The organism is Streptomyces sp. a15, from assembly GCF_059026085.1.
In genome coordinates this window covers 15,539-38,411 of sequence record NZ_JBWLKM010000076.1, presented here as the reverse complement: position 1 = coordinate 38,411, position 22,873 = coordinate 15,539, and the positions used below count along the sequence as shown (strand labels likewise).

The window sequence follows — 22,873 nt, the reverse complement described above, 5'->3', positions numbered from 1 at the left end:
ATCGGCATCATCCTCGGCAGTACCCGCCCCAACCGCAACGGCGAGCAGGTGGCCAAGTGGGTCTACGACATCGCCTCTCACCGCACCGACGCCGAGTACGAGCTCGTCGACCTCCTTGACTACCCGCTGCCGCACCTGGACGAGCCCCTGCCCCCGACCATGGGCCAGTACCAGGGCGACCACACCAAGAAGTGGGCGGAGAAAATAGCCTCGCCCTGTCACTGATGACCGAGTTCGAGAACTTCAGCGCCTTCAAGCCGGGCGAATACAACGTGCAGGCCGTCGACACGATGCTCGACCAGGTCGTCGCCTGGAGCGACGCCCTGGCACCACTACGCGCCGCCTGAGCAACCCGGCTGCAGCCCGTCCCGATGCCGGGCCGGCTGTTCCACCGGATGCGGTATCACCCAGAGCTCTCCGAGAACTCCGAGAGCTCTGGGCGCCCTCCGTGGCACACGGCACATCAGCTCCAAGCACGTGATCACGATCGGCGGCGACAGCGCCGGAGCCACGGCGTACCTGTACGCCTCGCCCACGGTCGACGCGCCTGCCGGAGTGGAGAACATGTAGACGCTGCGCGGCTCGTACGACACCTGCATGCGCCGCACGGAGGACGATTGGCGCATGCGTCGACGGTGCAAGCACGTGTGGGCGAGGCCGGCAACAAGGCCGTCTTCCGCGTCTTCCGACTCCGGACCTCGGAAACCGCAACTCCCTGCAGGTGACGGCGAACTGACCGCGTGCAGGGCGCAGGACGCTCGGCGAGCGGCAGGAGCAATGCGTCACGCCGGCGCCGTGGCCTCCCGGGTCGTGTCGCCCCCGATCCGTGCCGGTGCAGGGCCCTCGGCGAGGTCTTCGGCGAGCAACCGCTTGGCGATCGAGTCGAGGGCCGCGCGCAGTTCCGGGGTGGCGGGGCGGCCCTGGTCGCGTTCGAGGTGGTCCGCCAGCCAGTTCTCCCAGCCCTGCGCGATGGCATGAGCCTGCTCGTCCCCCTGCGCGGTGAGCGAGTAGAAGTTCCCTTCCCGGCTGACGTCACCGCTGCGGATCGCCGCGTCGAAGGCCGGCTGCAGGACCTGTTCGGGCATGTGGTGGCGGGAGGCGATCAGGCTGAGCTTGGAGTAGCCCACCAACCTCGTCCAGAGGGCGACCTGCATGACGGTCCACGCACGCCCCGGGTCCAGCCGGGAGCCGGTCAGGGCGAGTGCGTCCGCGTACGGCATGCGGCCCGCCTTTCGCAGCAGGGCGGAGACCTGACGCTCCAGGGGAACGCGGACGCCGTCGACCGGGGCTCCGAACGCGCCGTCGAGGTCGGTGGAGGCCATCCGGGCACTGTCGCGCAGGGTGACCTGGCGCAGGAAGAGCGCCACGACGAACCCGAGCAGGGCCACGGGCACCGTCCACAGGAAGATCCTGCCCATGGAGTGGGCGTAGGCGTCGATGACGGGAAGGGCGGCGGCATCCGGGAGTTGGTGCAGGGCCTGCGGGGACTGGGCCGCTCGGGCGATCTGTTCCGCAGGAGCCGCGCCGGTCGTGGCCGCCTGCCGGATGCCTTGCGCGAGATCCGACTCGAGGGAGTTGGCGTAGATGGTGCCGAAGACCGCGGTACCGAAGGCGCTGCCGAGCGTGCGCAGGAAGGTCACGCCGGATGTCGCGGTGCCGAGGTCCCTGTAGTCGACGGTGTTCTGCACGACGATCGTCAGAATCTGCATGCTCAGGCCGAGGCCGGCACCGAGGACCAGCATGAACACCGACTCCAGCCAGGTGGGGGTCGACCGGTCCATCAGCGACAGCAGGTACAGTCCGACCGCGGTCACCAGCGTGCCCACGATGGGAAACACGCGATACCGGCCGGTCTTGCCCACGACATTGCCGCTGTACAGCGACGTAGCCATCAGACCGATCACCATCGGCAGCGTGCGTATCCCGGAGAACGTCGCGTCGGCGCCGTCCACGTACTGCAGGAACGGCGGCAGATACGTCATCGCACCCAGCATCGCGAAACCCACGATGAAGGACAGGACGGCGCAGACCGCGAAGACGGGGTTCTTGAACAGGCGCATGGGAAGCATGGGTTCCGCGGCCTTGATCTCCACCAGGCAGAACAGCGCCAGCGACAGCAGCCCGCCCGCGAACAGGCCGATGATGAGGGGGGAGGACCACGCGTACTCGCTGCCGCCCCAACTGGTCGCCAGAATCAGGGCGCACGCGCCGAGCGCGACGAACGCGATCCCCAGGTAGTCGACTATCGGTTTCACGACCGCCTTGACCTGCGGAATGTTCCTCATCGTCATGATGACGACGACGAAGGCGACCGGCACGTTGACGTAGAAACACCAGCGCCAGGACAGGTGATCGGTGAAGAAGCCGCCGAGCAGCGGGCCGAGCACGGTGGAGGCACCGAACACGGCACCCATCGCACCCTGGTACTTGCCGCGATCGCGCAGTGGGATGACGTCCGCGATGAGGGCCGTGGCGGTCACCATCAGTCCACCCGCCCCGATTCCCTGCACCGCCCGGGAGGCGATGAGCATCGTCATGCCGCCCGAGAGGCCGCACAAGAACGAGCCCGTGATGAAGACGATCGTCGACGCGGCGAAGACGGTCTTGCGACCGTACATGTCACCGAACTTGCCGACGAGCACGGTCGAGACGGTCTGCGCCAGCAGATAGGAGGTCACCACCCAGGACATGTGCGAACCGCCGCCCAGGTCCGCGACGATCGTCGGCAGGGCCGTGCCGACGATCGTCTGGTCGAGCGAGGCCAGCAGCATGCCCGCGGCGATGGTGGTGAAGATGACGGTGCGCTCGCGGGGGCTCAGAATCGGGGGTGCGGACTGGTCCGTTTCCGTTCCAGCCCGAGGCGAGGTGGTTGATGCAGTCATGGGAACCGTCTCGGTGGAAGAGGGGGGTTCGGTGCTCGAAGTCGACAACGCCATGGATGGCCGGCCATCGAAGTGGGCGTCCGAAGGACGTCACGGCCCAATGTCGATTGATGTGGCTGGTCATGACCTGTTTTTCGAGATGACTTTGTCTGGAGTTTGCCGACCGATGACGTACTGGGCGATCGCGCGTTGGGGGCGTGACGTGAATGCCTGCTTCACTGACCAGAATGTCCGGGCCGCCGCCGAGCTCGGCCGCAACCTGGACGGTCAGATCACGGACCGGTCAGCTACGGGATGTCCCGACCAGCTCTCGTACGGCGGGTGCGACCTCCTCGCCGAACTGCTGGATCGCGGTGGGATCGTCACCGCCCAGGATGTAGCCGGAGATGCCGTGTTCGATGGTGACCTCGGCGAGTTGTTCGGCCCACTGGGTGAGCGGTCCGCTGAGGGTTCCGGAGCCGCCGGATGGGGAGGGGGTGCCGATGTTGAGCAGTCGGCGCACGGAGGCGGGGCCACGCCCCGCCGCTTCGGCGCCTTCGTCGACGTGACGGCCGGCGCGGGCGAGTCCGGCGAGCCCGTCTTCGAAGGCGCTGAGGCTGGGCAGCCATCCGTCGGCGCTGCGGCCGACCAGCCGGAGGAGCCGTGGCCGGTACGCGCCGACCCAGATGCCGATGTCGTGGGCGGGTGCGGGGCCTCGCTTGGCGCCCGCGACGTGGTAGTGGGTGCCATCGATGCGCACTCCGCCACGCGTTTCGGTGTCCCAGATCTCACGGATGATCGTGATGGCCTCTTCGAGGGCGTCGACGGACTCGCCGGGTGCCAGCCGCCGGCCGCCGATCGCTTCGATGGCGTCCCAGAATGCGCCCGCTCCCAGCGCCAGTTCGACGCGTCCGCCACTGAGCAGGTCCAGTGTCGCGGCGCTGCGGGCAATGACCACGGGCTGGCGCATCGGCAGGTTCATCACGTTGGGCGCCAGCTTGATACGGCTCGTCGCAGCGGCGAGGTACGAGATCAGCGTCCAGGAGTCCAGCAACCGCGGTTGGTAGGGGTGGTCCTGGAACGTGGCGATGTCGAGCCCGGCCCGCTCCGAGAGCCGGGTGAGCGCCACAACCTGGTCGACCTGATCGGCACTCGGCGTGATGAAGCTTCCGAAGAGCAACTCGTGCGGCTGTGTGGGCATCTCTGACCTTCCTGAATAGCTGATGCCCTTTCGGGACCGGCTGCCGGTCGCCGATCTGGCCGGGAGGGCGGACTCATCGCACGTGACAGCTGCCCCCGATGTGGACCGACGGTTGCCTCATCACTTTCCGGCCACCCAGTCGGAGGGCATCTTCGCGGATCGACAGTTCTTGTTGACAGTTCTCGACGGATCACGCTTCACCGGCGAATCGGCCGTCGACCAGACCGGGGCGCTGTCAGGACAGGCCGAGTTCTCCAGTTCTGCCTGGCGCCAACCGTAGACGTCCCTCATGATCTGCCCTTGCGCGGACGCCCAGTCGAGGCCCGACTCGGCAATCGTGGCGAAGGTCGTGCTGGGCACGCTGCCGGCCTGGATCATGCGCTGGACCGCCAGGTCGTGTGCCTCCTTGCTCGTTCCGCCGACGGCGTCCGTGGGGACGGCGGTCTTGAGGCCTTCGGCCTGCATCTCCGCCACCGGGAAGGCCAGGCAGATCTCGGTCCACAGGCCCAGCATGATGAAACTGCTGCGGCCGGTCTCCCGGATAGCCTGGCGGAAGCCCTCGTCGTCCCAGGCGTTCATCGTGTTGCGGTCGATCTCGAGAACGTCGGGTATCTCCGCACGCAGTTCGGGAAGCGTGGGCTGGTTGACGCCTCCCTTGACCCCGACAGTGCTCAGGACGACCGGCATACCCATCTTGACCGCGAGGCGGCGCCAGCGTCGTCGCGTTGACGATCATCAGCGTCTGGTCCATGGACTGGACTGCGGCGAGCATCTCCGGCTGGTAGTCGACGAACACGATCGCGGAGTTGTCGAATCGGAACAAAGGGTCGTTCATGAAGCTCTCCTTGAAGAGGATCCGGAGCAGCCACCCTTGTGGCCGCGATCTCGCTCGCAGCCAGCCGGAGCCTAAAGTTGATGCGTCATCGACACTGACAGAAACGGCCATGACGTGTCAACTAAAATGAGATAGGTGCTGCCCTCCGAGGCTGGTGCCCCGGTGCCGGGCTCGGGTGTCTACTGGCCCGAGGCCTGCTGCGGTCGAGCGGGCAAGGCCATGTGCACAGCTGGCTGGTCGGGGCAGGATCCATGCCCCGCCGAACACTCAGATGGACGGCGACCGGCGCGACTACTGCACGGCGCCTCCCGAGAAACCACGCCTTCGCCCGAGCGTCAGCTCAGGCCCTGACAACGCTGTCGCCCGTCCGGCACATCCGTCAGATGGGCCAGGACCACGATGCGCAGGTGGCCATCGGGCGCGTCGGCGAGGCGGACGAGCACTGAGCAGTCGGTCGCGGAGGGGGAATTCCGGCTGCAAGGGGTGGGGCAACCGGCCACCGAGCCTCTCCTGCACCCGGATGAGGGCTACGCCAGGCACCCTGCTCAGCCGTGCTGCCAGCCCTGATTACCTGCGGAGATCAGCAGGGGCCAGGCGACGACAAGTCAGCCCAGGTGCACCTCCAGCCACCGCAAGACCTCGGGGGTCACGTGATCAGTGATGTCGGCGAACTCGTCATGTCTCTTCAGGAACTTGGCCACGTACGGGCAGACAGGCACGATTCGCTTCCCGGAAGTGCGCGTGTCGGTGAGTGCCTGCCGCACCAATTCCGCGGCAAGGCCCTGTCCGGCATAGGCGTCGCCGACCTCCGTATGGAAGAACACGCGCTGCTCACCGCGGTCGCGGTACTCGGTCACGCCGGCGCGCTTGCCGTCGACCACGATCTCGTACCGATGGTGTGCGTCCACCCGCTCGACGACCGGGACGGCAGAAGGCTGGCTCATGAGGGTGCCTTTCGGAGGGATCAGCGCCGGGGAGGGTTGCGGCGCGGTCTGATGGTGGCGTTGGGCAGGGCGGGCGCGGGAAGACGGCCCCCGGGAAATCCCTCCATGGTGCCGAAGCGGTCGGAGGAGGCCTCCCAGTCCTCGCGGGCCTTGACGATGTCCCCGTGAGTGCGGCCGATGAAGTTCCACCACATGACGATCTCTTCCTCGAACGGCGTGCCGCCGAGCAGAATCGTCCGCGCCGGACCGTCCGACTCGTTCGTCAGCGTCAACGCGTCGGCGCCCGGCGGGACATAGCCCAGTTCCGCCCGGTGCAGCAGTGTGCCGGCCACCCTGACGTCCCCGCTGTCCACGAGAACGCCGTGCTCGAAGTCGGTGTCCACGGTGAGGGTGACCGTCATGCGCGGTTCGAGGATGATCTCGGCGCCGAGCAGCGGCGTGAACGTCCGCACCGGAGAGACCTCACCGGCGAGCGAGCCGAGAAAGACCCTGATCTCGGCCCCTTTCATTCGCACGGGCTCGGGCACATGGTTCTGGAAGTCCCGTTGCGCGTTCCGGTGCTCCTCCGGCAGCGCCACCCACAGCTGAACGCCGTGGACGACGGTCGTGCGCGGGGTCGAGACCTCCGAGTGGGCGATTCCGTACCCGCCCGTCATGAGGTTGATCTCCCCGGGGCGTACCAAGGCGTGGGTACCGAGCGTGTCGCGGTGCTCGACCTCTCCGCCGAACAGCCAGGTCACCGTCTGCAGGCCGGTGTGCGGATGCGGGGGCAGCGCCATACCGCCCCTGTCGGTGACCTCGTCGGGACCGTAGTGGTCGGCGAAGCACCAGGCTCCGATCAGCGTCCGGTCCCGCTGCGGCAGCGTCCGCCGCACCGTCATCGAACGCGGTCCGCCCAGGGGTACGTCCCGTGCGGGGAGCACGTCGACCCGTGGCACGCCGGTCGGCCGTACGTCGTCGACCGGCGACCCACATCTCATCACTGCCGGTTCGGCTTCGACATTGCTCACCGAGACCACCTCCCATGGAATCTAGTTGTTGCATCAACTATGATGCCATGATCGTAGAGCGAAGGCCACAGCAAGTAGACAACGAGCGGGAGACATGCGGATCTTCATCGACAAACAGAGCCCCAAGGCCTTCCACGCCCTGGTGCAGACGGCAGAAGCGGTGCGCGCGGTTGCCGCCGAGGCGGAACTCGACCGCACCGTCGTGGAGCTGATCGACCTTCGTGTGTCACAGGTCAACGGCTGCGCCTACTGCCTCGACATTCACACCAAGGCGGCCGTACGCGCGGGTGAGTCGGCGCAGCGGCTGGGAGTGCTGGCCGCGTGGCGGGACACCGAGGTGTTCACGCCCGTGGAGCGTGCTGCCCTCGCACTGGCCGAGGCCACGACCGACCCCACCGATGCCGTGGCACAGGAATCGGCCTACGAGGCCGCTCGACACGTGCTCACCGATGATCAGATCTCCGCTGTCATCTGGGTGGCGGTCACCATCAACGCGTTCAACCGGGTCTCGATCATGAGCAAGCATCCGGTACGGGCGAATCGGAATACGTGAGACTTTCACCCAGCGAGAAGGGCAGTACCGTGTCCGCCCACCCCGCCGACCCCGATGCGCGCGAAGTCCTGGCTCGCCCGGCCCTCGCCGAGCAGGTCAAGCTGCTCACGGGGCGCGACTCTGGTCGACGCGGCCCCTGGAAAGGATCGGACTGCCGAGCATCCTCATGTCTGACGGCCCCTCCGGCGTACGCGGACCGGTCCGGGACGAACGCGAGCCCCCCTGAACCTGCCCAGCGCCACCTCCCTGTCGGCCTCCTGGGACCACGCCCTCGCCTGCCGCTACGGCGCGGTCGTCGAAGAGCGTCGGGGCCTCCTGCCGCGAGGTGGCGCACCGCGTCCCCCCTCACCCGCGGGACGGGGGCGCCGTCGTGGCGCGGAGGATGAGCTTGGTGGCCAGGCGGATGTCGTCGGTGGGAAGGGGTTGGCGCGCGATGAGAGACATCAGGGCTCGGGTGCCCGCTCGGCCCATCTCGTGCAGGGGTTGCCGCACGGTGGTCAGCGGTGGTGCGCTGTGCGCGGCCTGCGGCAGGTCGTCGAAGCCGACGATCGACAGGTCGCCAGGTACGGACAACCCGAGCGCTCGGGCGGTGTCGAGGGCGCCGAGGGCTACCAGGTCCGCGCCGGCGACGATGGCGGTGGGGCGCTGTGTGGTCAACAGATGCGTCGCCGCGTGTACGCCGCCTTGGTGGTTGAAGTTGGACGAGGCCACCAGGGCGGGATCCGGTTGTATGCCGGCCAGGCGCAGCGCGTCGGTGTGGCCGCGGTGGCGCGCGTCGGTGCTCTCGTGGTCGTCCTCGCCTCGGATGTAGGCGATACGCCGGTGACCGAGCTCGATCAGATGCTGGGTGCCGGCCCTTACACCGTCGTAGTTGTCGACCGTCACCCTGGGCAGGTCCAGGTCGAGGCGGCGCGGATCGATGACCACGACCGGAAGGTCGCCCGCCTGGATCGCCTGCTCCGTTTCCGGAGCGAGGACGGGAGCGATGAGCAGCAGCCCGTCGACGAGACCGCCCGCGAACAACGAGATGCGCTCGCGCTCGCGGGCGGCGTCGAGGGAGGCGTTCAAGAACAGTTCGCGTTCGTCGTCGGCGATTTCCTCAGCGATGCCACGCACGATTTCGAGGCTGTACTGCCCGGTGAGATCCAGGGTGAGAACGCCGATGAGACCGGTGCGTCCGCGCTTGCCGTTGCGGGCGCCGGGTGGGATGTAGCCGAGTCGTTTCGCGACTTCCAACACGCGCTGCCGGGTCGATTCCGACGCTCCGGGGCGTTCGTTGACGACATTGGAGACGGTCATGGCGGACACGCCGGCCTCTGCGGCGACCTGTGCGATCGTGACTCTCGGGGTGGGCATGACCCTCGTCCGGTTCGGACCTGTTCGGCGCCTGATTGTAGCGCCCGCTCCGGCGGGCTCCGGGGCGGCCACCGGCTTGCGCTTGTTGCCGGGTTGCCGGGTCATCCGGACAAGGGGATCTTGACGGCACCGAAGGCATGGGGCGGAGGCTGCACGTGCAGCACGCCGCGCGGTGCTCCCTTCGACACCGCCGATACGCCCGACGAGGACAGCACCCCGCAGGTCCCGCGCCCCCCAGGCCCCCAGCCGTACGGCGAAACGCGGATCGCGGACAGCAGTGCCCGACCATGCCATCCTCGCGGCACCGGCAGCCGGACGGCCAGTGAGTCGGCGTCCTGGTGGGCTCTACTCAGGGCTGAGACGCGGCATTTGGCGGCCAGGACGACTGCCTTGCCATCAGTCGGCAGCATGCTCTGGGGGACGTCGGCGGTCTGCCCGATCGTGGCCATGCCGCGGCTCGGCGTGCCGTCCCGCGTCGGTGCAGGCCACGGCCGCTGACGGAGAGTTGGCGGAGCGGACGACGCCTGCACAGCCGAGTGCATGAGGTACTCCTGGTCGCCGAGGGAACGCGGGCTGTCGAGAACTCTCGAAACTTTATAAAGCTCTGTAGATGGATTGACAGAGGCACTTTAGAGGGGCCAGCGTGACGCTGTCATGAGCTCGACACCTTCCGGATGCGGAGTATTCGGCAGGGGCGGCGCGGCATCACCGCGACGGAGCTTGCTCCCGGCCGGTCGCGCTTCCGAGGGCACCGTGACTGCCACCAACCCGTTCGTGTCGGCAACCCCGCCGTCGCCGGGTGGGGAAAGGAACGCGCTATGCCTGATGGACAAGCCCCGGCACCGGTCGGTCGCCGGCGCTTCCTGACCGGAACGGCCGCGCTGGCCTCGGGCGCGGCGGCCGCGCCACTGCTCGCCGGCTGCAACGCGAGCACGGGTGGCTCCGGCAGCGGCAAGACCACCCTCACCGTGATGTACGCCAGCAACGAGCTGACCAAGAAGCACATCGCGGAGTTCGAGCGCCTGCACCCCGACATCGGGATCCGGCTCATCGAGCCGGGCGGCGACGACGCCAAGCTCAACGCCATGCTCGCGTCCGGCAAGCCGCCGGACTTCGTCCGCGGGGCGGCCACCGGCAGCGCCAACAACAACGCGCGGGGCCTGGCCACCGACCTGGACCCGTACCTGGCCAAGAGCTCCGTCCTGAAGAAGAGCGATCTGCTGCCGGTCAACGACAACTGGCGGTGGGACGGCCACCGGATCGGCGCCGGCCCGTGCTACGGGATCACCAAGGACTGGAGCCAGGACTCCACGCTCTGGTACAACCGGGCGCTGTTCGAGCAGGCGAAGGTGGACGAACTGAGCACGACAGAGCCGGTCACCTATGACGAACTGCTCGACATCGCCCGCAAGCTGGCCGTGAAGAAGGACGGCAAGACCACCGTGTACGGGCTGGGCATCGAGTGGCAGTGGGGCCTGTCCGGACCGCTGTTCCAGATGGTCCTGTCCCAGGGCGGCCGTATCTACAACGACGACCTGACGCAGACCGACCTCACCACCCCCGAGGCCAAGCGGGCCCTGCAGTGGTTCGTCGACCTGGCGCGGTCCGGTGCGGCACCGTCCTCACTCAACCCCTTGCCGGACGGGGCCGACCTGTCCACCTTCATGGCCGGGCGGATGGCCGTCTCCCAGGACGGTTACTGGTACGGCGGCAACTTCGTCACGGCGGGCGGCGACCTCAGGGCGAACATCCGGATGGCTCCGGCACCGGTGATGGGCGGCAAGCGGGTCAGTCCGTGCTACGCCGGGCAGGGCGCCTGGATCCCGGCCCAGTCGAAGAACAAGGACGCGGCGTGGAAGCTCATGGAGTACTTCATGGCCGGGCCGCCGGCCGAGGAGCGGGCCAGGAGCGGCTGGGGCCTGCCCGCCCTGAAATCGCTGCTGCCGAAGCTGCCGCAGGAGCTGCCGTACCAGAAGGAGGCGTTCCGGACCTCACAGGCCGAGCTCGCCCACCAGGTACCGATGCCCGCCTCGCCGTACATCACCGCCGCCAACTGGATCTCCACGCTGAACCAGTACGTCGACCAGGCGGCACGCAAGAAGATCACCGTCGACACCGCGGCCCGGAAGATCACGGACGACATCAACAAGCTGCTCAAGCAGGGCAAGGACCGGATCGGATAGGTGGCCGACGTGGTGGTCCAGGAGACAAAGGGAACGGCTCCAACGGCTCCGGCGCGGCCTCGCTCCTCCCGACCGGTGCCACCGCGGCCACGCCGGCGGTGGTCGCGGTACTCCGGCCGGACCTTCTACCTGTTCGTCTCGCCCTGGGTGCTCGGATTCCTGCTGCTCACCGTCGTTCCGCTCGGGTACGCCTTCGCGATGAGCCTGACCAACTTCGACGGCAGCTCGTCGCTGTGGCGGTGGGTCGGCCTGAGCAACTACCGGGAACTGCTGCAAGACTCGGACGCCTGGGCCGGCCTGGTCCGGACGCTGGCCTACACGGCGATCGTCGTACCGCTCAGCGTGGCCCTCTCGCTGGGCCTGGCGGTGCTGCTGAACCGGCGGCTGCGAGCCGTCGGTCTGTTCCGGACCATCTTCTTCCTGCCGTCGGTGGTCCCGGTGGTGGCCACGGCGATCATGTGGAAGCTCGTCTTCAACCGCGACTCAGGTCTGCTCAACGCCTTCCTGGACCGGCTGGGGGTCCGCGCGGTCACCTGGCTGGTGGACCCGACCGCCTTCTACGCGCTGATCATCCTGACGCTGTGGGGACTGGGTACGGGGGTGGTGATCATGCTGGCCGCGCTCCAGGGCGTACCGGTCGAGCTGGAGGAGGCGGCGACCATCGACGGGGCCGGCCGCTGGCGGGTGTTCTGGCACGTGACCGTGCCGATCATCTCGCCGGTGATCTTCTTCCAGGTGGTCACCGGCGTGATCATGTCGTTCCAGGTGCTGGTGCAGCCGTTGCTGCTGGCGGAGACCAACAGCATCGGCGCCGCCGGCAATGTGCCGAGCAGCACCCACCTGTACATGGTGCAGGTGTACCAGGAGTACTTCGCCAACCAGCGGTTCGGATACGGCTCGGCGATGTTGTGGGTGTTCTTCGTGATCATTCTGGTCATCACGCTGCTGGTGCAGCGCTCCAGCCGGTTCTGGGTGTACTACGAGGTGGATCGTGACGAGAGCGACTGACCGGAACACCGCCCGCCGCCTCGACGCCGGCCGGACCTACCTCCTGCTCATGGTGCTGGCCGTGCTCTTCGCCGGACCGTTCCTCTGGCTGGTGCTAGCCGCGCTGAAGGAGCAGTCCGAGTGGGTCGCGATCCCCATCCGCTTCCTGCCCGGGACACCACAGTGGGACAACTTCACCGACGCGCTCACCCAGATCAACTTCCTTGCCTACACAGGCAATTCGCTGTTCCTGTCCGCCACCTACGCCGTCCTGGTCACCTTCTCCAGCGCCGCGGTCGGGTTCGGCTTCGCCCGGCTGAGAGGACCGGGCAAGCGTGCCCTGTTCGTCGTGCTGCTCGCCACGATGATGCTGCCCAGCATCCTCACGCTGATCCCGACCTACGTGCTGTACTCGCGGCTGGGCCTGGTGGACACCTACTGGCCGTGGGTGTTGTGGGGCCTGGCCGCCTCGCCCTTCCTGGTGTTCCTGTTCCGGCAGTTCTTCGCGGCGGTCCCGAAGGAGCTCGAGGAGGCCGCCATCATCGACGGCTGCGGGTACGGCCGTATCTTCTGGCGCATCTTTCTGCCCCTGTCCCGGCCGGTGCTGCTCACCTCGCTGCTGCTGTCGTTCACCTGGATGTGGGGCGACTATCTCGCGCCGTCCCTGCTGCTGGACATCGACCACACCACGCTCTCGGTGGCGATCACGCAGTCCTACCGCAACCCGCACGGGGACTACCTGCCGACCGTGCAAGCCGCGGCCGCGGTCCTCTACGTGTTGCCGGTCATGCTCGTCTTCCTGTTCACCCAGCGGTACTTCGTGCGCAGCGTCGCGACCTCGGGGATGAAGGGGTGAGCCGGCCCGGCAAAGAAATCTCGCACAGCAGACGCTTACGTCCCGAGCCGTGACGGACCGGGACGGACGCCCCCAACGAAGGGAACTCGCAATGACCGACAACAAACAAACCGAGCCTCAAAGCTTACGGCGACGCAGCGTGCTGCTCGGCGCGGCCGCCGGCGCCGGTGCGCTCGCCCTGGGCGCGGGCCCGCTGGCCACTCCGGCGGAAGCGGCGAGCTTCGTCAAGGGCGCGGATGTCAGCTGGCTGCCGCAGATGGAGGCGACCGGCTACTACTGGAACAACAGTGCCGGCGTGCGGCAGGACCTGTTCACCATCCTCAAGGGGTACGGCATCACCGCGATCCAGCTGCGGACCTGGGTCAACCCCTCCAGCGATCCGGCCAACGGGCACTGCAGCATCGAGGAGACCGCACAGCTCGCGAAGCGGGCCAAGGACGCCGGCATGCAAGTCCTGCTCGGCTTCCACTTCGGCGACACCTGGAACTCGGTCGGCGTGCAGAACCCGCCGGCGGCCTGGGCCGCCATGAACTACAGCCAGATGCTCGACGCCATGTACGACTACGTGTACCACTCGTGCAACATCATCAAGTACTACGGCGTGACGCCGGCCTGGGTGAAGATCGGCAACGAGACCAACTCCGGAATCTGCAAGCCGATCGGCAGCGTCACGCGCCCGGCTCAGATGACGGGCCTGCTGAACGCCGCGTACGACATGTCCAAGCACGTCTTCCCGAACACCCCGGTGATGGTGCACGTGGCCCAGCCGCAGAACCTGGCCAGCGTCCAGAACTTCCTCAACGCCTACCGGGACAACGGCGGGAAGTGGGACATCACCGGCCTGTCCTCCTACGCACAGGGCGGCAACGTGCCCGTCGTGCTGGCCAACATGCAGACCATCCAGTCCAGTTACGGCAAGCCGATCATGCAGGTGGAGTACGGCGGGCCGGTGGGCAAGCCCACCCAGGTACGCGACTCGCTGAAGGCGTTCATCACCGGTCTGAAGGGCTTCGGCGGCCTGGGCACCTTCTTCTGGGAGCCCGAGGGCTACCCGTCGTTCAACGCCTACAACAGCTCGGCCTGGGACGAGAGCACCCGGCGGCCGACCGCGGCGATGGACGGTTTCCTCGGCGTGTGAGCGTGGCGCGCGGGCGCGGCACCGACGCGCCCGCGCCCCTTCCGGGCGAGCAACGAGATCTGGAGCGAGTGATGAGACCTGTCAGGATCGTCGGACGTGCCCTGCTGATGTCGGCGTTCGCGGTGACCCCCTTCACCGTCCCCGCCGGTTCGACGGCCGCGGGCAACGCGGCGGCCGCGAACGTCTACTACGTCGCCCCGGGCGGCAGCGACAGCGCCGCGGGGACACAGGCCGCCCCCTGGGCGACGATCGCCCATGCGCAGGCCGTCGCCCAGCCGGGCGACACGGTGTACTTACGGGGCGGCACCTACAGCTACACCCACGGGATCAACAGCTGCAAGAGCCAGACCGACCGGGTCGACGCCATCACCCTGAACAGGAGCGGCAGTTCGGGCAGTCCGATCCGCTACTGGGCCTACCCCGGGGAGAAGCCCGTCTTCAACTTCTCGGGCATGAAGGACGACTGCCGCATCAAGGGCTTCGACGTCACCGGCAGCTGGATCCACCTCAAGGGGCTGGAAGTCACCGGGGTCCCGCAGAACAACAAACTCAACCACGAGTCCTGGGGAATCTGGATCTCGGGGAGCAACAACACCTTCGAGCAGATCAACACCCACCACCACATGGGACCCGGCCTGTTCATCCAGAACGGCGGCAACAACCTCGTCCTCAACACCGACTCGCACGACAACTACGACCTGAACTCCTCCAACGGGGCCGGGGAGAACGCCGACGGCTTCGGCGCGCACATCTCGGCGGGCAATCCGGGGAACGTGTTCCGGGGCTGCCGCGCGTGGTGGAACGCCGACGACGGCTTCGACCTCATCAGCGCCTACTCGTCCGTGACCATCGAGAACTCCTGGGCGTGGCGGAGCGGGTACATGCCCGGATCGACCACCGCGGCAGGCAACGGAACCGGCTTCAAGGCGGGCGGTTACGGCGGTGACTACGACGCCGGCGCCGTCAAGCACACCGTCCGCACGTCGGTGGCCTTCCTCAACAGGGCGTCGGGGTTCTACGCCAACCACCACCCGGTCGCCAACGACTACTTCAACAACACCAGTTACGGAAACCGCCCCGACTTCAACATGCTGGGAGTCGACTCCAGCGGCGCCGCCGTCGGCCGGGGCAACCTGCGCAACAACCTCGCCTACACCGGCACCCTGACGTCGAACATGACCGGCACAAACGCGGCGAACAACTCCTGGAACCTGGGCCTCACCCTGTCGGACGCACAGTTCCAGAGCGTGTCGACGTCCGGCTGGGACGCGGCACGCCAAGCCGACGGCAGTCTGCCCGTGCTGCCCAACCTCCGCCTCGCGGCGAACAGCGCCCTGATCGACAAGGGTGTCAACGTCGGCCTTCCGTACAAGGGACAGGCCCCGGATCTCGGCGCCTTCGAAGCCAACTGAGGCCCGGCACCGGCACCGCGGACCTGTCGCGACGCCGACACCCGAGGTGCTCCGGGCGAGGAGAGCGGTGTCACAGTGTCCCGTGGGTGATGTGGCCCCCGCTCATCGTGAGCCGGATCGGTGCGTCGGCGAGTTCGTCGGGCGCGGTGGTGAGGGGGTCGAGGGTGAAGGCGGTGAGGTCGGCCCGGAAGCCGGGCGCGATGCGTCCGGCGATGTCCTCCTCCCCCGCGGCCCGCGCTGCGTGGGTGGTGTAACCCTCCAGGGCGGCCAGCGGGGTGAGCGCCTGGTCGGGGCGCACGGGAGCGCTGCCGGGGTCGCCGGGGTGGCGGCGCAGTCGGGCGGCGGCGAGTACCCGGCGCGGGTCGTAGGGGGCGACGGGCCAGTCGGAGCCGAGGACCAGGGTGGCTCCGGCGGCGCGCAGGTCGCGACAGCGCCAGGCCCGGGCGGCGCGTTCGGGGCCGAGTCGGCGGGACCACTCGTCGCTGTGGTCCGCCCGGGCGTAGGTGGCGTGGGCGGGCTGCATGGAGGCGGCGACGCCGAGCCGGGCGAAGCGCGGGATCTGGTCGTCGGGCACGGTCTCCAGGTGCTCGGCACGGTGCCGGGCGTACGGGGTGCCGAGAGCCTGGACGGTGTCGAGAACGCGGCGGACCGCGGCGTCGCCGATGGCGTGAGTGGCGGTCGGCACGCCGGCGCGGTCGAGGGCGTGCACGGCGCGGGTGTACGCGGCGGGGTCGGGCCAGAACGGCTCGGTGCCGGCGCCGTGGCAGTCGGGGTGGTCGAGCCAGGCGGTGCCGCCCTCCACGGTGCCGTCGAGGAACAGCTTGACGCCCGCCACGCGCCAGTGCCGTCCGGCGCGCCCCTGGAGGGTGATCAGCCGGTGCAGTTCGTCGGGGCCGGCGCCGGGCTGGCACCAGGGTGCGATGCGCAGCCGCAGCGGCAGGACGCCCTCGTCCTCGATGGCGGTGAGCAGATCGAGCGCGTCGGGCGTCTCCAGGTCCATGACATGGGCACCGGTGAGGCCGGTGGCGGCCATGTCGGCCAGCAGGGCGAGCAGGTGCTTGCGGCGCTCGGCGGGAGAGGGCTGCGGGATGAGGGCCGCGACGGTCTCCATGGCGGCCCGCTCGACGAGGTGACCGGCGGGGCGCCCGTCGGGGTCGCAGACGATGGAGGCACCCTGGTCGAAGCGACGTGGCCCGTCGACGCCGGCGGCACGCAGGGCCGCGGAGCCGGCGAGCGCGGAGTGAGCGTCGTACAGCCGTAGGAAGGCGGGGATGTCGCCCACGACGTCGTCGATGAGGTGGCGGCTGATGGGGCCGCCCTCGAAGGTGTTGTGGTCGAGGTTCCAGCCGGTGATCCACGACCCGGGGGCGGCCCGCCGGGCGGCCTCGCGCAACGCAGCGCGCAGCTGCTCCAGGGTTCTACAGCCGGAAAGGTCGATGCCCTGGGCGAGTTCGAGGCCCTTGACCGCGTGGGTGTGGCCGTCAGTGAGGCCGGGGGTGAGGGTGGCGCCGCCGAGATCGACGACCTGGGTACGGGGGCCGCGCCAGGGGCGTACGTCGCCTTCCTCCCCGACCTCCGCGATACGGCCGTCCCTTACGGCGACGGCGGTCGCCAGGGGACGCTGCGGGTCCAGGGTGCGGACGTGGCGCCGACCAGCACGGTGTCGACGTTGGTGAAGGGCACGTGGATCGCCTTTCGTGGCGGCTCGTTACGGGGGTGACGGCCCTGGACAACCTCGTCCTCGGTTCCGCGCTCGACCTGGCCGCGCCCGAGCCCATGTGGGAACCCGACGCCGACGGCAGAACCCCGCTGCTCGCTCAGGCGCTGGCCGCCGTCGGCCCCGACCGCGCCGACGCCGCGTTCGATCTGGCGCTGGACGGCTTCCTGGCCCACTGTCGGTCCCTGATCGCCTCCTGACGGCAGCGGAAGCGGTCACTCTCCGGCGGCGCCGGGAAGCGACCACCGGCGGAACTCCCTCGGTGAGACACCGAACGCGGCCTTGAAGACTCTGCCGAAGTAACTCGGGTCGGTGAGGCCCCAGCGGGCCGCCACGGCGTAGGCCGGAAGGTGGGCCAGGCCGGGGTCGGCCAGTTCCTGGCGGATCCGGTCCAGTCGCCGTCGCCGGATGTGGTCGCCGAGTGTCTCGCCCCGCTCCTGGAACAGGGCGTGCAGGGAGCGGACCGAGATGTGGTGCGCGGCGGCGATCCGGGCGGGCGGGAGTTCCTCGGCCAGGTGCCGGTCGATGTGCTCCAGGACATGCTTCAGCCGGTCCGCGTGAACAGGGGGCAGGTGCCGGCCGGCGTACTCGCGGACGAGGGTCCTGAGGATGCCGGTCACATGCTCGCCCATCTCCCCTTTCGACACCGGTCCGAGGCGATGGCCGCGGTGGGCGAGTTCGACGAGCATCGCGGAGAGGATCCGGCCGCCGGGGGAACCGGTGAGCTCCTGGGCGACCATCGCGTCGGGGGTGTGCTGCAAGAAGGTGCTCGTGCTCGGGTCGAGTCTCATCAGCAACCAGCGGTAGTCGCGGCCGAGGTCGAGGCGGAACGGACGCCCGCCGCCGTAGAGGACGAAGTCGCCCGGGGACAGGGCGCATTGGCGGCCGCTCTGTTCGATCGTCACCTCTCCGGCCAGGAGCACTCCCAGCAAGGTGTCGATTCCCTCGGTCGCGACCGACGCGTGCGGCACGACCTGCGCTCGCTGCTCGCCGGCGATGTCGCACGTGGTGATTGCGCCGAACCGCTCCGGGCGCATCTCGGCGGCGTACGGCGTCGCCGTCTTGACCAGCACGGCGTCGAACGCCTTGGCGCGCTCTGAGGACACGGTGTCCAGGTAGCCGAAGACGAGCGTGCCGTCCATACGGGCTTCGAGGGGCATCGGCTCCTCCTCTGCACTCCAGCACCAGAAGCCTGCGCTCTGGTGCCAACGCCATGGCCTGAATTGGCCGATAGTCCCACTCATCCGCAGTCCGCGGAAGTGGAGGGATATCACCACGTGGACGTACTCCTGGCAATTCTCACTCTCTTCGGCCTCTACGGGCTCACCACCCTGGGCATGGCCGTGACCTTCGCGGCGACCCGGGTGGTGAACCTCGCGCAGGGCGACCTCATCATGGTGGGGGCCTACACGGCGGCGGTCCTCACAGGTCCGGCGTTCGGCTGGCGCGTGACACTCGCCCTGCTGGCGAGCGCGCCGCTGTTGCTGCTGGTCGAACGGCTGCTGCTGCGGCGTCCTTTCGCGGACGGGCCGGCGACCATGCTCGTCACCTGGGGTGTCGGCATGGCTCTGCGGCAGGCGGCGGAGCTGCTGTTCACCTCGACCTCCCGGTCGGTGGACGCGCCGGTCGGCGGGACGGTGTCGGTCCTGGGCACGCCCTATCCGGCGTACCGGCTGGTCTGCGGTCTGATCGCGGTCGCGGTCATCGGGCTGGTGCTGCTCGCCGCCTACCGCACGGACTGGGGACTGACCCTGCGCGCGGTGGCCGACAACCCGACCATGGCGGCACTGCTGGGCACCGATCCGCGCCGGCTGCGCACTCTGGCGTTCCTGCTCGGCGGGCTGCTGGCCGTGCTGGCCGGGGCGCTGTACAGCCCTCTGCTCGCGGTGAATCCGACCATGGGCTTCAGCCTCCTGGTGCCCGTCTTCTTCGGCCTGCTGCTCAGCCGCCCCGGCGCACTCGCGACAGCGGCGGGGGCCGCCCTGGCCATCGCCGCACTGTCGGTGCTGCTGCGCACGTGGCTGACCGACGTACTGGCCGAGGTCTTCTTCTACCTGATCATCGTCGCGATCGCGGTACTGCGCTCGCGTCCCTGGATTCGGAGGTACATGTCATGGCTCACCCGTATACGCGTGCCGGCGCGGGCATCCTGACCGCCGCCGCTCTGCTGGCGGTGACCGGCTGCGGCGGTTCGGCGATCTCGGGCACCGGGAGCGACAAGGACAAGCCCTTGAAGGTCGGCCTGGTCGTGCCACTCACCGGGCCCGTCTCCTCGACCGGTAAGGCCCTGCGCAACGCCTTCGAACTGGGCGTGAAGAAGGTCAACGACGCCGGCGGGGTGAACGGCGCGAAGGTGAAGTACGTCGTCGTCGACGACGGGGGCGACCCGGCCACCTCGACGCAGCTGGCCCGCAGACTCGTCCAGCGGGACGAGGTGTCGATGCTGTTCGGCACGATCACCGGGGACACGGCCGAGGCCGTGGCCAAGGTCGCCGACGACGCGAAGGTCCCGTTCGGTACGGCGATCCTCGGCGACGGCGGGCAGTGTCGTCCTTACGCCTGGGGATTCGGCGAGAGCACGCGCCAGTTGCTCACGCCGACCGTCCCCACGCTGCTCGAGAAGTACGGGAAGAAGGTCGCGGTCGTCGGCTCGGACTACAACTTCCCTCACCACTATCTGGACGTCGCCAAGCAGCAGGTGAAACGCGCCGGGGGTTCGGTCGTCGCCGAGGAGTTCAGCCCGATCGGCCAGACCGACTGGCAGCCGGTCATCAAGCGGCTCAAGGCCGCCCGGCCGGATGTACTGCTGACCATGGTCGTCGGCTCCGACGCGGTGTCGTTCAGCCAGCAGGCCAAGCAGTTCGGCCTGCTCACCCCCAAGCTCGGCTACGACGGCGCACCCCTGGACAGCGACTACTACCCCGCGCTCAGTGCCCTGGTGAACGGCCGCACGCACACCGTGCGTTGGACCGACCGGCTGGACGACCCCGCCAGCCGCGCCTTCGTGGCCGACTACCGCAAGGCGCACAAGTTCGACGGCCCGATGCCCGAGGTGGCGGGCAACGCCTACTTCGGCATCCAGTTCTTCCTGGCCGCCGCCGAGAAGGCCGGCAAAGCCGATGGCGAGGCGATCAACACCCAGATCGGACAGCTGGCCTTCGACTCGCCGCTCGGCGAGAAGACCCGCTTCTCGGCGGCCAACCACCTCCTCCAGGCCGACATGCTCCAGGTGACGATCAAGCCGGGTGGGGCGTACGAGGTCAGCCGCACGCTCGGCCGCGTCGCCGACAGCACGCCCGCGCCGGGGTGCGCGTGATCAGCCCGGGAAAGAGCGCCGCCAAGCCGCTTCAAGTGCCGCCGACGCCGTCCGCGCGCGGCGTACGCCGTGGGCCACCGGCCGCACCCAGGGCTGGGAGGCATAGCGCCCGAGTAGGGGTGGTGGTGCGTTTCGCGTTGCTGCTGGTGCTGCTGACGGCGGCTCCGTTCGGGCTGAGCTCCTTCGCGGTGGCCACTCTGACGCTGGGCCTGTGCAACGGGCTGTTCGCCTACGGCCTGGACATCTCCTGGGGGCGGGCGGGGCTGCTCAGTGTGGGGCACGCATCCTTCTTCGGGCTCGGCGCCTACGCCGTCGCGCTCAGCCAGGGGCACGACTGGCCGCTCGCCGCGCTGCTGGCGGCGGCCCTGGCGACGGCCGTGGGTATCGCGGTACTGGTGGTCCGGATCGGACTGGCCTCCCGGGTGCCGGACGCGCCGCTCATCCTGCTGACGATCGGAGTGGGCCTGCTGCTCCAGCACGCGGCGACCAGCCTCACGGATCTGACCGGCGGCACCAACGGGCTGTCGGTGAGCAGCGGGGGCGTGGTCTCCGCCTACTACCTGACCCTCCTGGTGGTGGCCGCCGTGGTGGCCGTCACCAGCCTCACCGTGGTGCGCAGCCGGTTCGGGGCGCGTCTGATCGCCGCCTCCCGCAACCCCGAGCGCGCCGCCCAGGCCGGTATCGACCCGTTGCGCGTGAGGACCGCGGCGTTCGCCGTCGGCGCGGCCGTGTCGGCGGTCGCGGGCGCCTTGTACGCGCCTGCCGCCGGGTTGGTGTCGCCGCAGGTCTTCGGGCTCGCCATGTCGACGAGCGTGCTGGTCTGGCTCGCACTGGGCGGACGCGAGTCGACCGTGGGCCCGTTCCTCGGCGCGATCCTGATCACGGCGGGCGCGCAGACATTCGGCAGCACCTGGCAGGGCTGGTACGTGCTCGCGCTCGCCGCCCTGTTCGTTCTGGTCGTCCAGGTGGCCCCGGCGGGCCTGGCGGGACTGGCCCGGGTATGGACGCGCGGTCCGGCCGTGAAGCTGCCGCCGGCTGCGGCGGCGGCACGGTACCGCGCCCACGAGATCGCCGACGAGGCCGGTGAAGGACCGGCGCTCGCACTGACGGGGATCCGCAAGTCCTTCGGCCCGGTGGACGTACTGCGCGGCGTGGACCTGACGGTCGAGGACGGCAGGTGCGTCTGCCTGATCGGCCCCAACGGCGCGGGCAAGAGCACCCTGCTCGCCGTCGTCGCGGGCCAACTCGCCCCGGACGCGGGCGAGGTGCGGATCTTCGGCGCGGACGCCACCGCGCGGCCGGTCCATGAACGTGTACACCTGGGCGTGGGCCGGATGTTCCAGATCCCCAGCGTCCTGACGGCGCTGTCGCCGGCCGACAACATCAGGCTGGCCCGCCTGGACGCGCCGCTCCACGTCGAACTGCCCGCCGAATACGACGACCTGGCCGGCGACGAGACCCGTGAGGCCGGGGCCCTGCCGCTGGCCGACCGGCGCCGGCTGGAGCTGGCCATGGTGCTGGCCGGAGCGCCCAGGCTGATGCTGCTCGACGAACCGGCGGCCGGGCTGGGACCCGACGACGCCCGCGTGCTCGTCGACGAGCTGAAGCAGGTCTCACGGCGGACGGGGTGCGCACTGATCGTCGTCGAACACGACATGGCGATCGTCCGGGAACTGGCCGACGACGTCGTGGTCCTGCACGAGGGTCAGTTGATCGCCCACGGGACGATGGACGAGATCGCCGCCGATCCCACGGTGCGCCAGGCCTACCTGGGGGTGAACCGATGATGCTGGAACTCAACGCGCTGAGCGGCGGATACGGGCAGGCCGCCGTCGTCCGCGACGTGACCCTGCGGGTCGCCGAGGGCGAGCGGATCGCCCTGCTGGGGCGCAACGGCACCGGCAAGACCACTCTGCTGCGCACCGTCTTCGGGCTGGCCGACCGGCAGGGGGGCGAGGTACGCCTGGCCGGACGCCCCGTGCCACGCGGCCGCCCGGACCTGCTCGCCCGTTGGGGCGCGGCATTGATGCCCGAGGACCGGGGGGTGTTCCCCACCCTCACCGTCGCGGAGAACCTCCGCCTGGCCATGCGCGCGGGTTTCGTCCCCGCGGTCGATCCCCACGAGATCTTCCCGCTGCTGACCGAGCGGCGCCGGCAGCCTGCCGGAACGCTGTCCGGCGGCCAGAAACAGCAGCTCGGCATCGCCCGGTCGATGCTGTCCGGACAGTCGCTGATCGTCGTGGACGAACTCACCCAGGGTCTGCAGCCGTCGCTCGTCCAGCAGGTCCTGGAGGCGATGGCCCGTATCGCCTCCACCGGAGTGGCGGTGGTGATGGTCGACCAGCATGCCGGGCTCCTCCTCGAGCGCTGTGACCGGGCGATCGTCATGCAGGCCGGCCGGGTCGTCTTCGACGGCACGAGCAGCACCCAGAACCGCGAGGAGCTCGACCGGCTGCTCGCCGTCGGCTGACTCCCCATCCCCTGCAACTCCCCTGACATGGCTA

General features: G+C 69.1%; 19 protein-coding genes and 1 pseudogene. 12 read left to right on the top strand and 8 right to left on the bottom strand.

Annotated elements, in window-relative coordinates:
• Positions 1-347, top strand: a pseudogene (locus AC5P09_RS41580) (NADPH-dependent FMN reductase); the annotation flags it as partial.
• A 435-nt stretch (positions 348-782) separates the two neighbouring features.
• Here AC5P09_RS41580 and AC5P09_RS41575 read toward each other — a convergent pair.
• The 5 genes from AC5P09_RS41575 to AC5P09_RS41555 form a co-directional block, all read right to left on the bottom strand.
• A complete protein-coding gene (locus AC5P09_RS41575; protein ID WP_493878884.1) occupies positions 783-2,882 on the bottom strand; it encodes an MDR family MFS transporter in 2,100 nt (699 codons plus the stop codon).
• A 283-nt stretch (positions 2,883-3,165) separates the two neighbouring features.
• Positions 3,166-4,062, bottom strand: coding sequence for an LLM class flavin-dependent oxidoreductase (locus tag AC5P09_RS41570; RefSeq protein WP_493878883.1), 897 nt, complete (start codon positions 4,060-4,062; stop codon positions 3,166-3,168).
• A 120-nt stretch (positions 4,063-4,182) separates the two neighbouring features.
• Positions 4,183-4,749 (bottom strand): isochorismatase family protein, encoded by a 567-nt coding sequence (locus AC5P09_RS41565; RefSeq protein ID WP_493878882.1) that lies wholly within the window; start codon positions 4,747-4,749, stop codon positions 4,183-4,185.
• Positions 4,750-5,502: 753 nt separating this feature from the next.
• Positions 5,503-5,841 (bottom strand): GNAT family N-acetyltransferase, encoded by a 339-nt coding sequence (locus AC5P09_RS41560; RefSeq protein WP_493878881.1) that lies wholly within the window; start codon positions 5,839-5,841, stop codon positions 5,503-5,505.
• A 20-nt stretch (positions 5,842-5,861) separates the two neighbouring features.
• The gene (locus AC5P09_RS41555) at positions 5,862-6,851 is read right to left on the bottom strand and encodes a pirin family protein (RefSeq protein WP_493878880.1); all 990 of its coding nucleotides are present in this window, start codon (positions 6,849-6,851) and stop codon (positions 5,862-5,864) included.
• Positions 6,852-6,945: 94 nt separating this feature from the next.
• Between AC5P09_RS41555 and AC5P09_RS41550 the strand changes: the two genes are divergently transcribed.
• A complete protein-coding gene (locus tag AC5P09_RS41550) occupies positions 6,946-7,404 on the top strand; it encodes a carboxymuconolactone decarboxylase family protein (RefSeq protein WP_493878879.1) in 459 nt (152 codons plus the stop codon).
• A 345-nt stretch (positions 7,405-7,749) separates the two neighbouring features.
• On the opposite strand, the gene AC5P09_RS41545 is transcribed toward AC5P09_RS41550, so the two are convergent.
• Positions 7,750-8,760: a LacI family DNA-binding transcriptional regulator gene (locus AC5P09_RS41545; RefSeq protein WP_493878878.1), complete on the bottom strand. Its 1,011-nt coding sequence runs from the start codon at positions 8,758-8,760 to the stop codon at positions 7,750-7,752.
• A gap of 818 nt (positions 8,761-9,578) precedes the next feature.
• Here AC5P09_RS41545 and AC5P09_RS41540 point away from each other — a divergent pair.
• The 5 genes from AC5P09_RS41540 to AC5P09_RS41520 all read left to right on the top strand — a co-directional run bounded on the left by AC5P09_RS41540 (position 9,579) and on the right by AC5P09_RS41520 (position 15,336).
• Positions 9,579-10,943: an ABC transporter substrate-binding protein gene (locus AC5P09_RS41540; protein WP_493878877.1), complete on the top strand. Its 1,365-nt coding sequence runs from the start codon at positions 9,579-9,581 to the stop codon at positions 10,941-10,943.
• Positions 10,944-11,018: 75 nt separating this feature from the next.
• On the top strand, positions 11,019-11,951 hold the full coding sequence (locus AC5P09_RS41535) for a carbohydrate ABC transporter permease (RefSeq protein ID WP_493878876.1): 933 nt from the start codon (positions 11,019-11,021) through the stop codon (positions 11,949-11,951).
• Positions 11,935-12,786: a carbohydrate ABC transporter permease gene (locus tag AC5P09_RS41530; RefSeq protein ID WP_493878875.1), complete on the top strand. Its 852-nt coding sequence runs from the start codon at positions 11,935-11,937 to the stop codon at positions 12,784-12,786. The genes AC5P09_RS41535 and AC5P09_RS41530 overlap by 17 nt, the downstream gene beginning before the upstream one ends.
• A 91-nt stretch (positions 12,787-12,877) precedes the next feature.
• Positions 12,878-13,924, top strand: coding sequence for a glycosyl hydrolase 53 family protein (locus AC5P09_RS41525; RefSeq protein WP_493878874.1), 1,047 nt, complete (start codon positions 12,878-12,880; stop codon positions 13,922-13,924).
• Positions 13,925-13,995: 71 nt separating this feature from the next.
• Positions 13,996-15,336, top strand: coding sequence for a right-handed parallel beta-helix repeat-containing protein (locus AC5P09_RS41520; protein WP_493878873.1), 1,341 nt, complete (start codon positions 13,996-13,998; stop codon positions 15,334-15,336).
• Between the two features lie 70 nt (positions 15,337-15,406).
• Here AC5P09_RS41520 and AC5P09_RS41515 read toward each other — a convergent pair whose 3' ends face one another.
• A complete protein-coding gene (locus AC5P09_RS41515; protein WP_493878888.1) occupies positions 15,407-16,969 on the bottom strand; it encodes an amidohydrolase in 1,563 nt (520 codons plus the stop codon).
• An 83-nt stretch (positions 16,970-17,052) separates the two neighbouring features.
• Between AC5P09_RS41515 and AC5P09_RS41510 the strand changes: the two genes are divergently transcribed.
• Positions 17,053-17,253 (top strand): hypothetical protein, encoded by a 201-nt coding sequence (locus AC5P09_RS41510; RefSeq protein ID WP_493878872.1) that lies wholly within the window; start codon positions 17,053-17,055, stop codon positions 17,251-17,253.
• Positions 17,254-17,268: 15 nt separating this feature from the next.
• Here the strand turns inward: AC5P09_RS41510 and AC5P09_RS41505 are convergent, their stop codons facing one another.
• On the bottom strand, positions 17,269-18,213 hold the full coding sequence (locus AC5P09_RS41505) for a helix-turn-helix domain-containing protein (RefSeq protein WP_493878871.1): 945 nt from the start codon (positions 18,211-18,213) through the stop codon (positions 17,269-17,271).
• Between the two features lie 117 nt (positions 18,214-18,330).
• Between AC5P09_RS41505 and AC5P09_RS41500 the strand changes: the two genes are divergently transcribed.
• The 4 genes from AC5P09_RS41500 (at position 18,331) to AC5P09_RS41485 (ending at position 22,839) form a co-directional block, all read left to right on the top strand.
• Positions 18,331-19,206, top strand: coding sequence for a branched-chain amino acid ABC transporter permease (locus tag AC5P09_RS41500; protein ID WP_493878870.1), 876 nt, complete (start codon positions 18,331-18,333; stop codon positions 19,204-19,206).
• Positions 19,167-20,369 carry an ABC transporter substrate-binding protein gene (locus AC5P09_RS41495; protein ID WP_493878869.1) on the top strand — a complete coding sequence of 401 codons (1,203 nt, stop codon included), beginning with the start codon at positions 19,167-19,169 and terminating at the stop codon, positions 20,367-20,369. The genes AC5P09_RS41500 and AC5P09_RS41495 overlap by 40 nt, the downstream gene beginning before the upstream one ends.
• Positions 20,370-20,494: 125 nt before the next feature.
• On the top strand, positions 20,495-22,156 hold the full coding sequence (locus AC5P09_RS41490; protein WP_493878868.1) for a branched-chain amino acid ABC transporter ATP-binding protein/permease: 1,662 nt from the start codon (positions 20,495-20,497) through the stop codon (positions 22,154-22,156).
• Complete coding sequence (locus AC5P09_RS41485; RefSeq protein WP_493878867.1) at positions 22,153-22,839, top strand: ABC transporter ATP-binding protein; 687 nt, start codon at positions 22,153-22,155, stop codon at positions 22,837-22,839. The genes AC5P09_RS41490 and AC5P09_RS41485 overlap by 4 nt, the downstream gene beginning before the upstream one ends.
• Positions 22,840-22,873 lie beyond the last annotated feature (34 nt).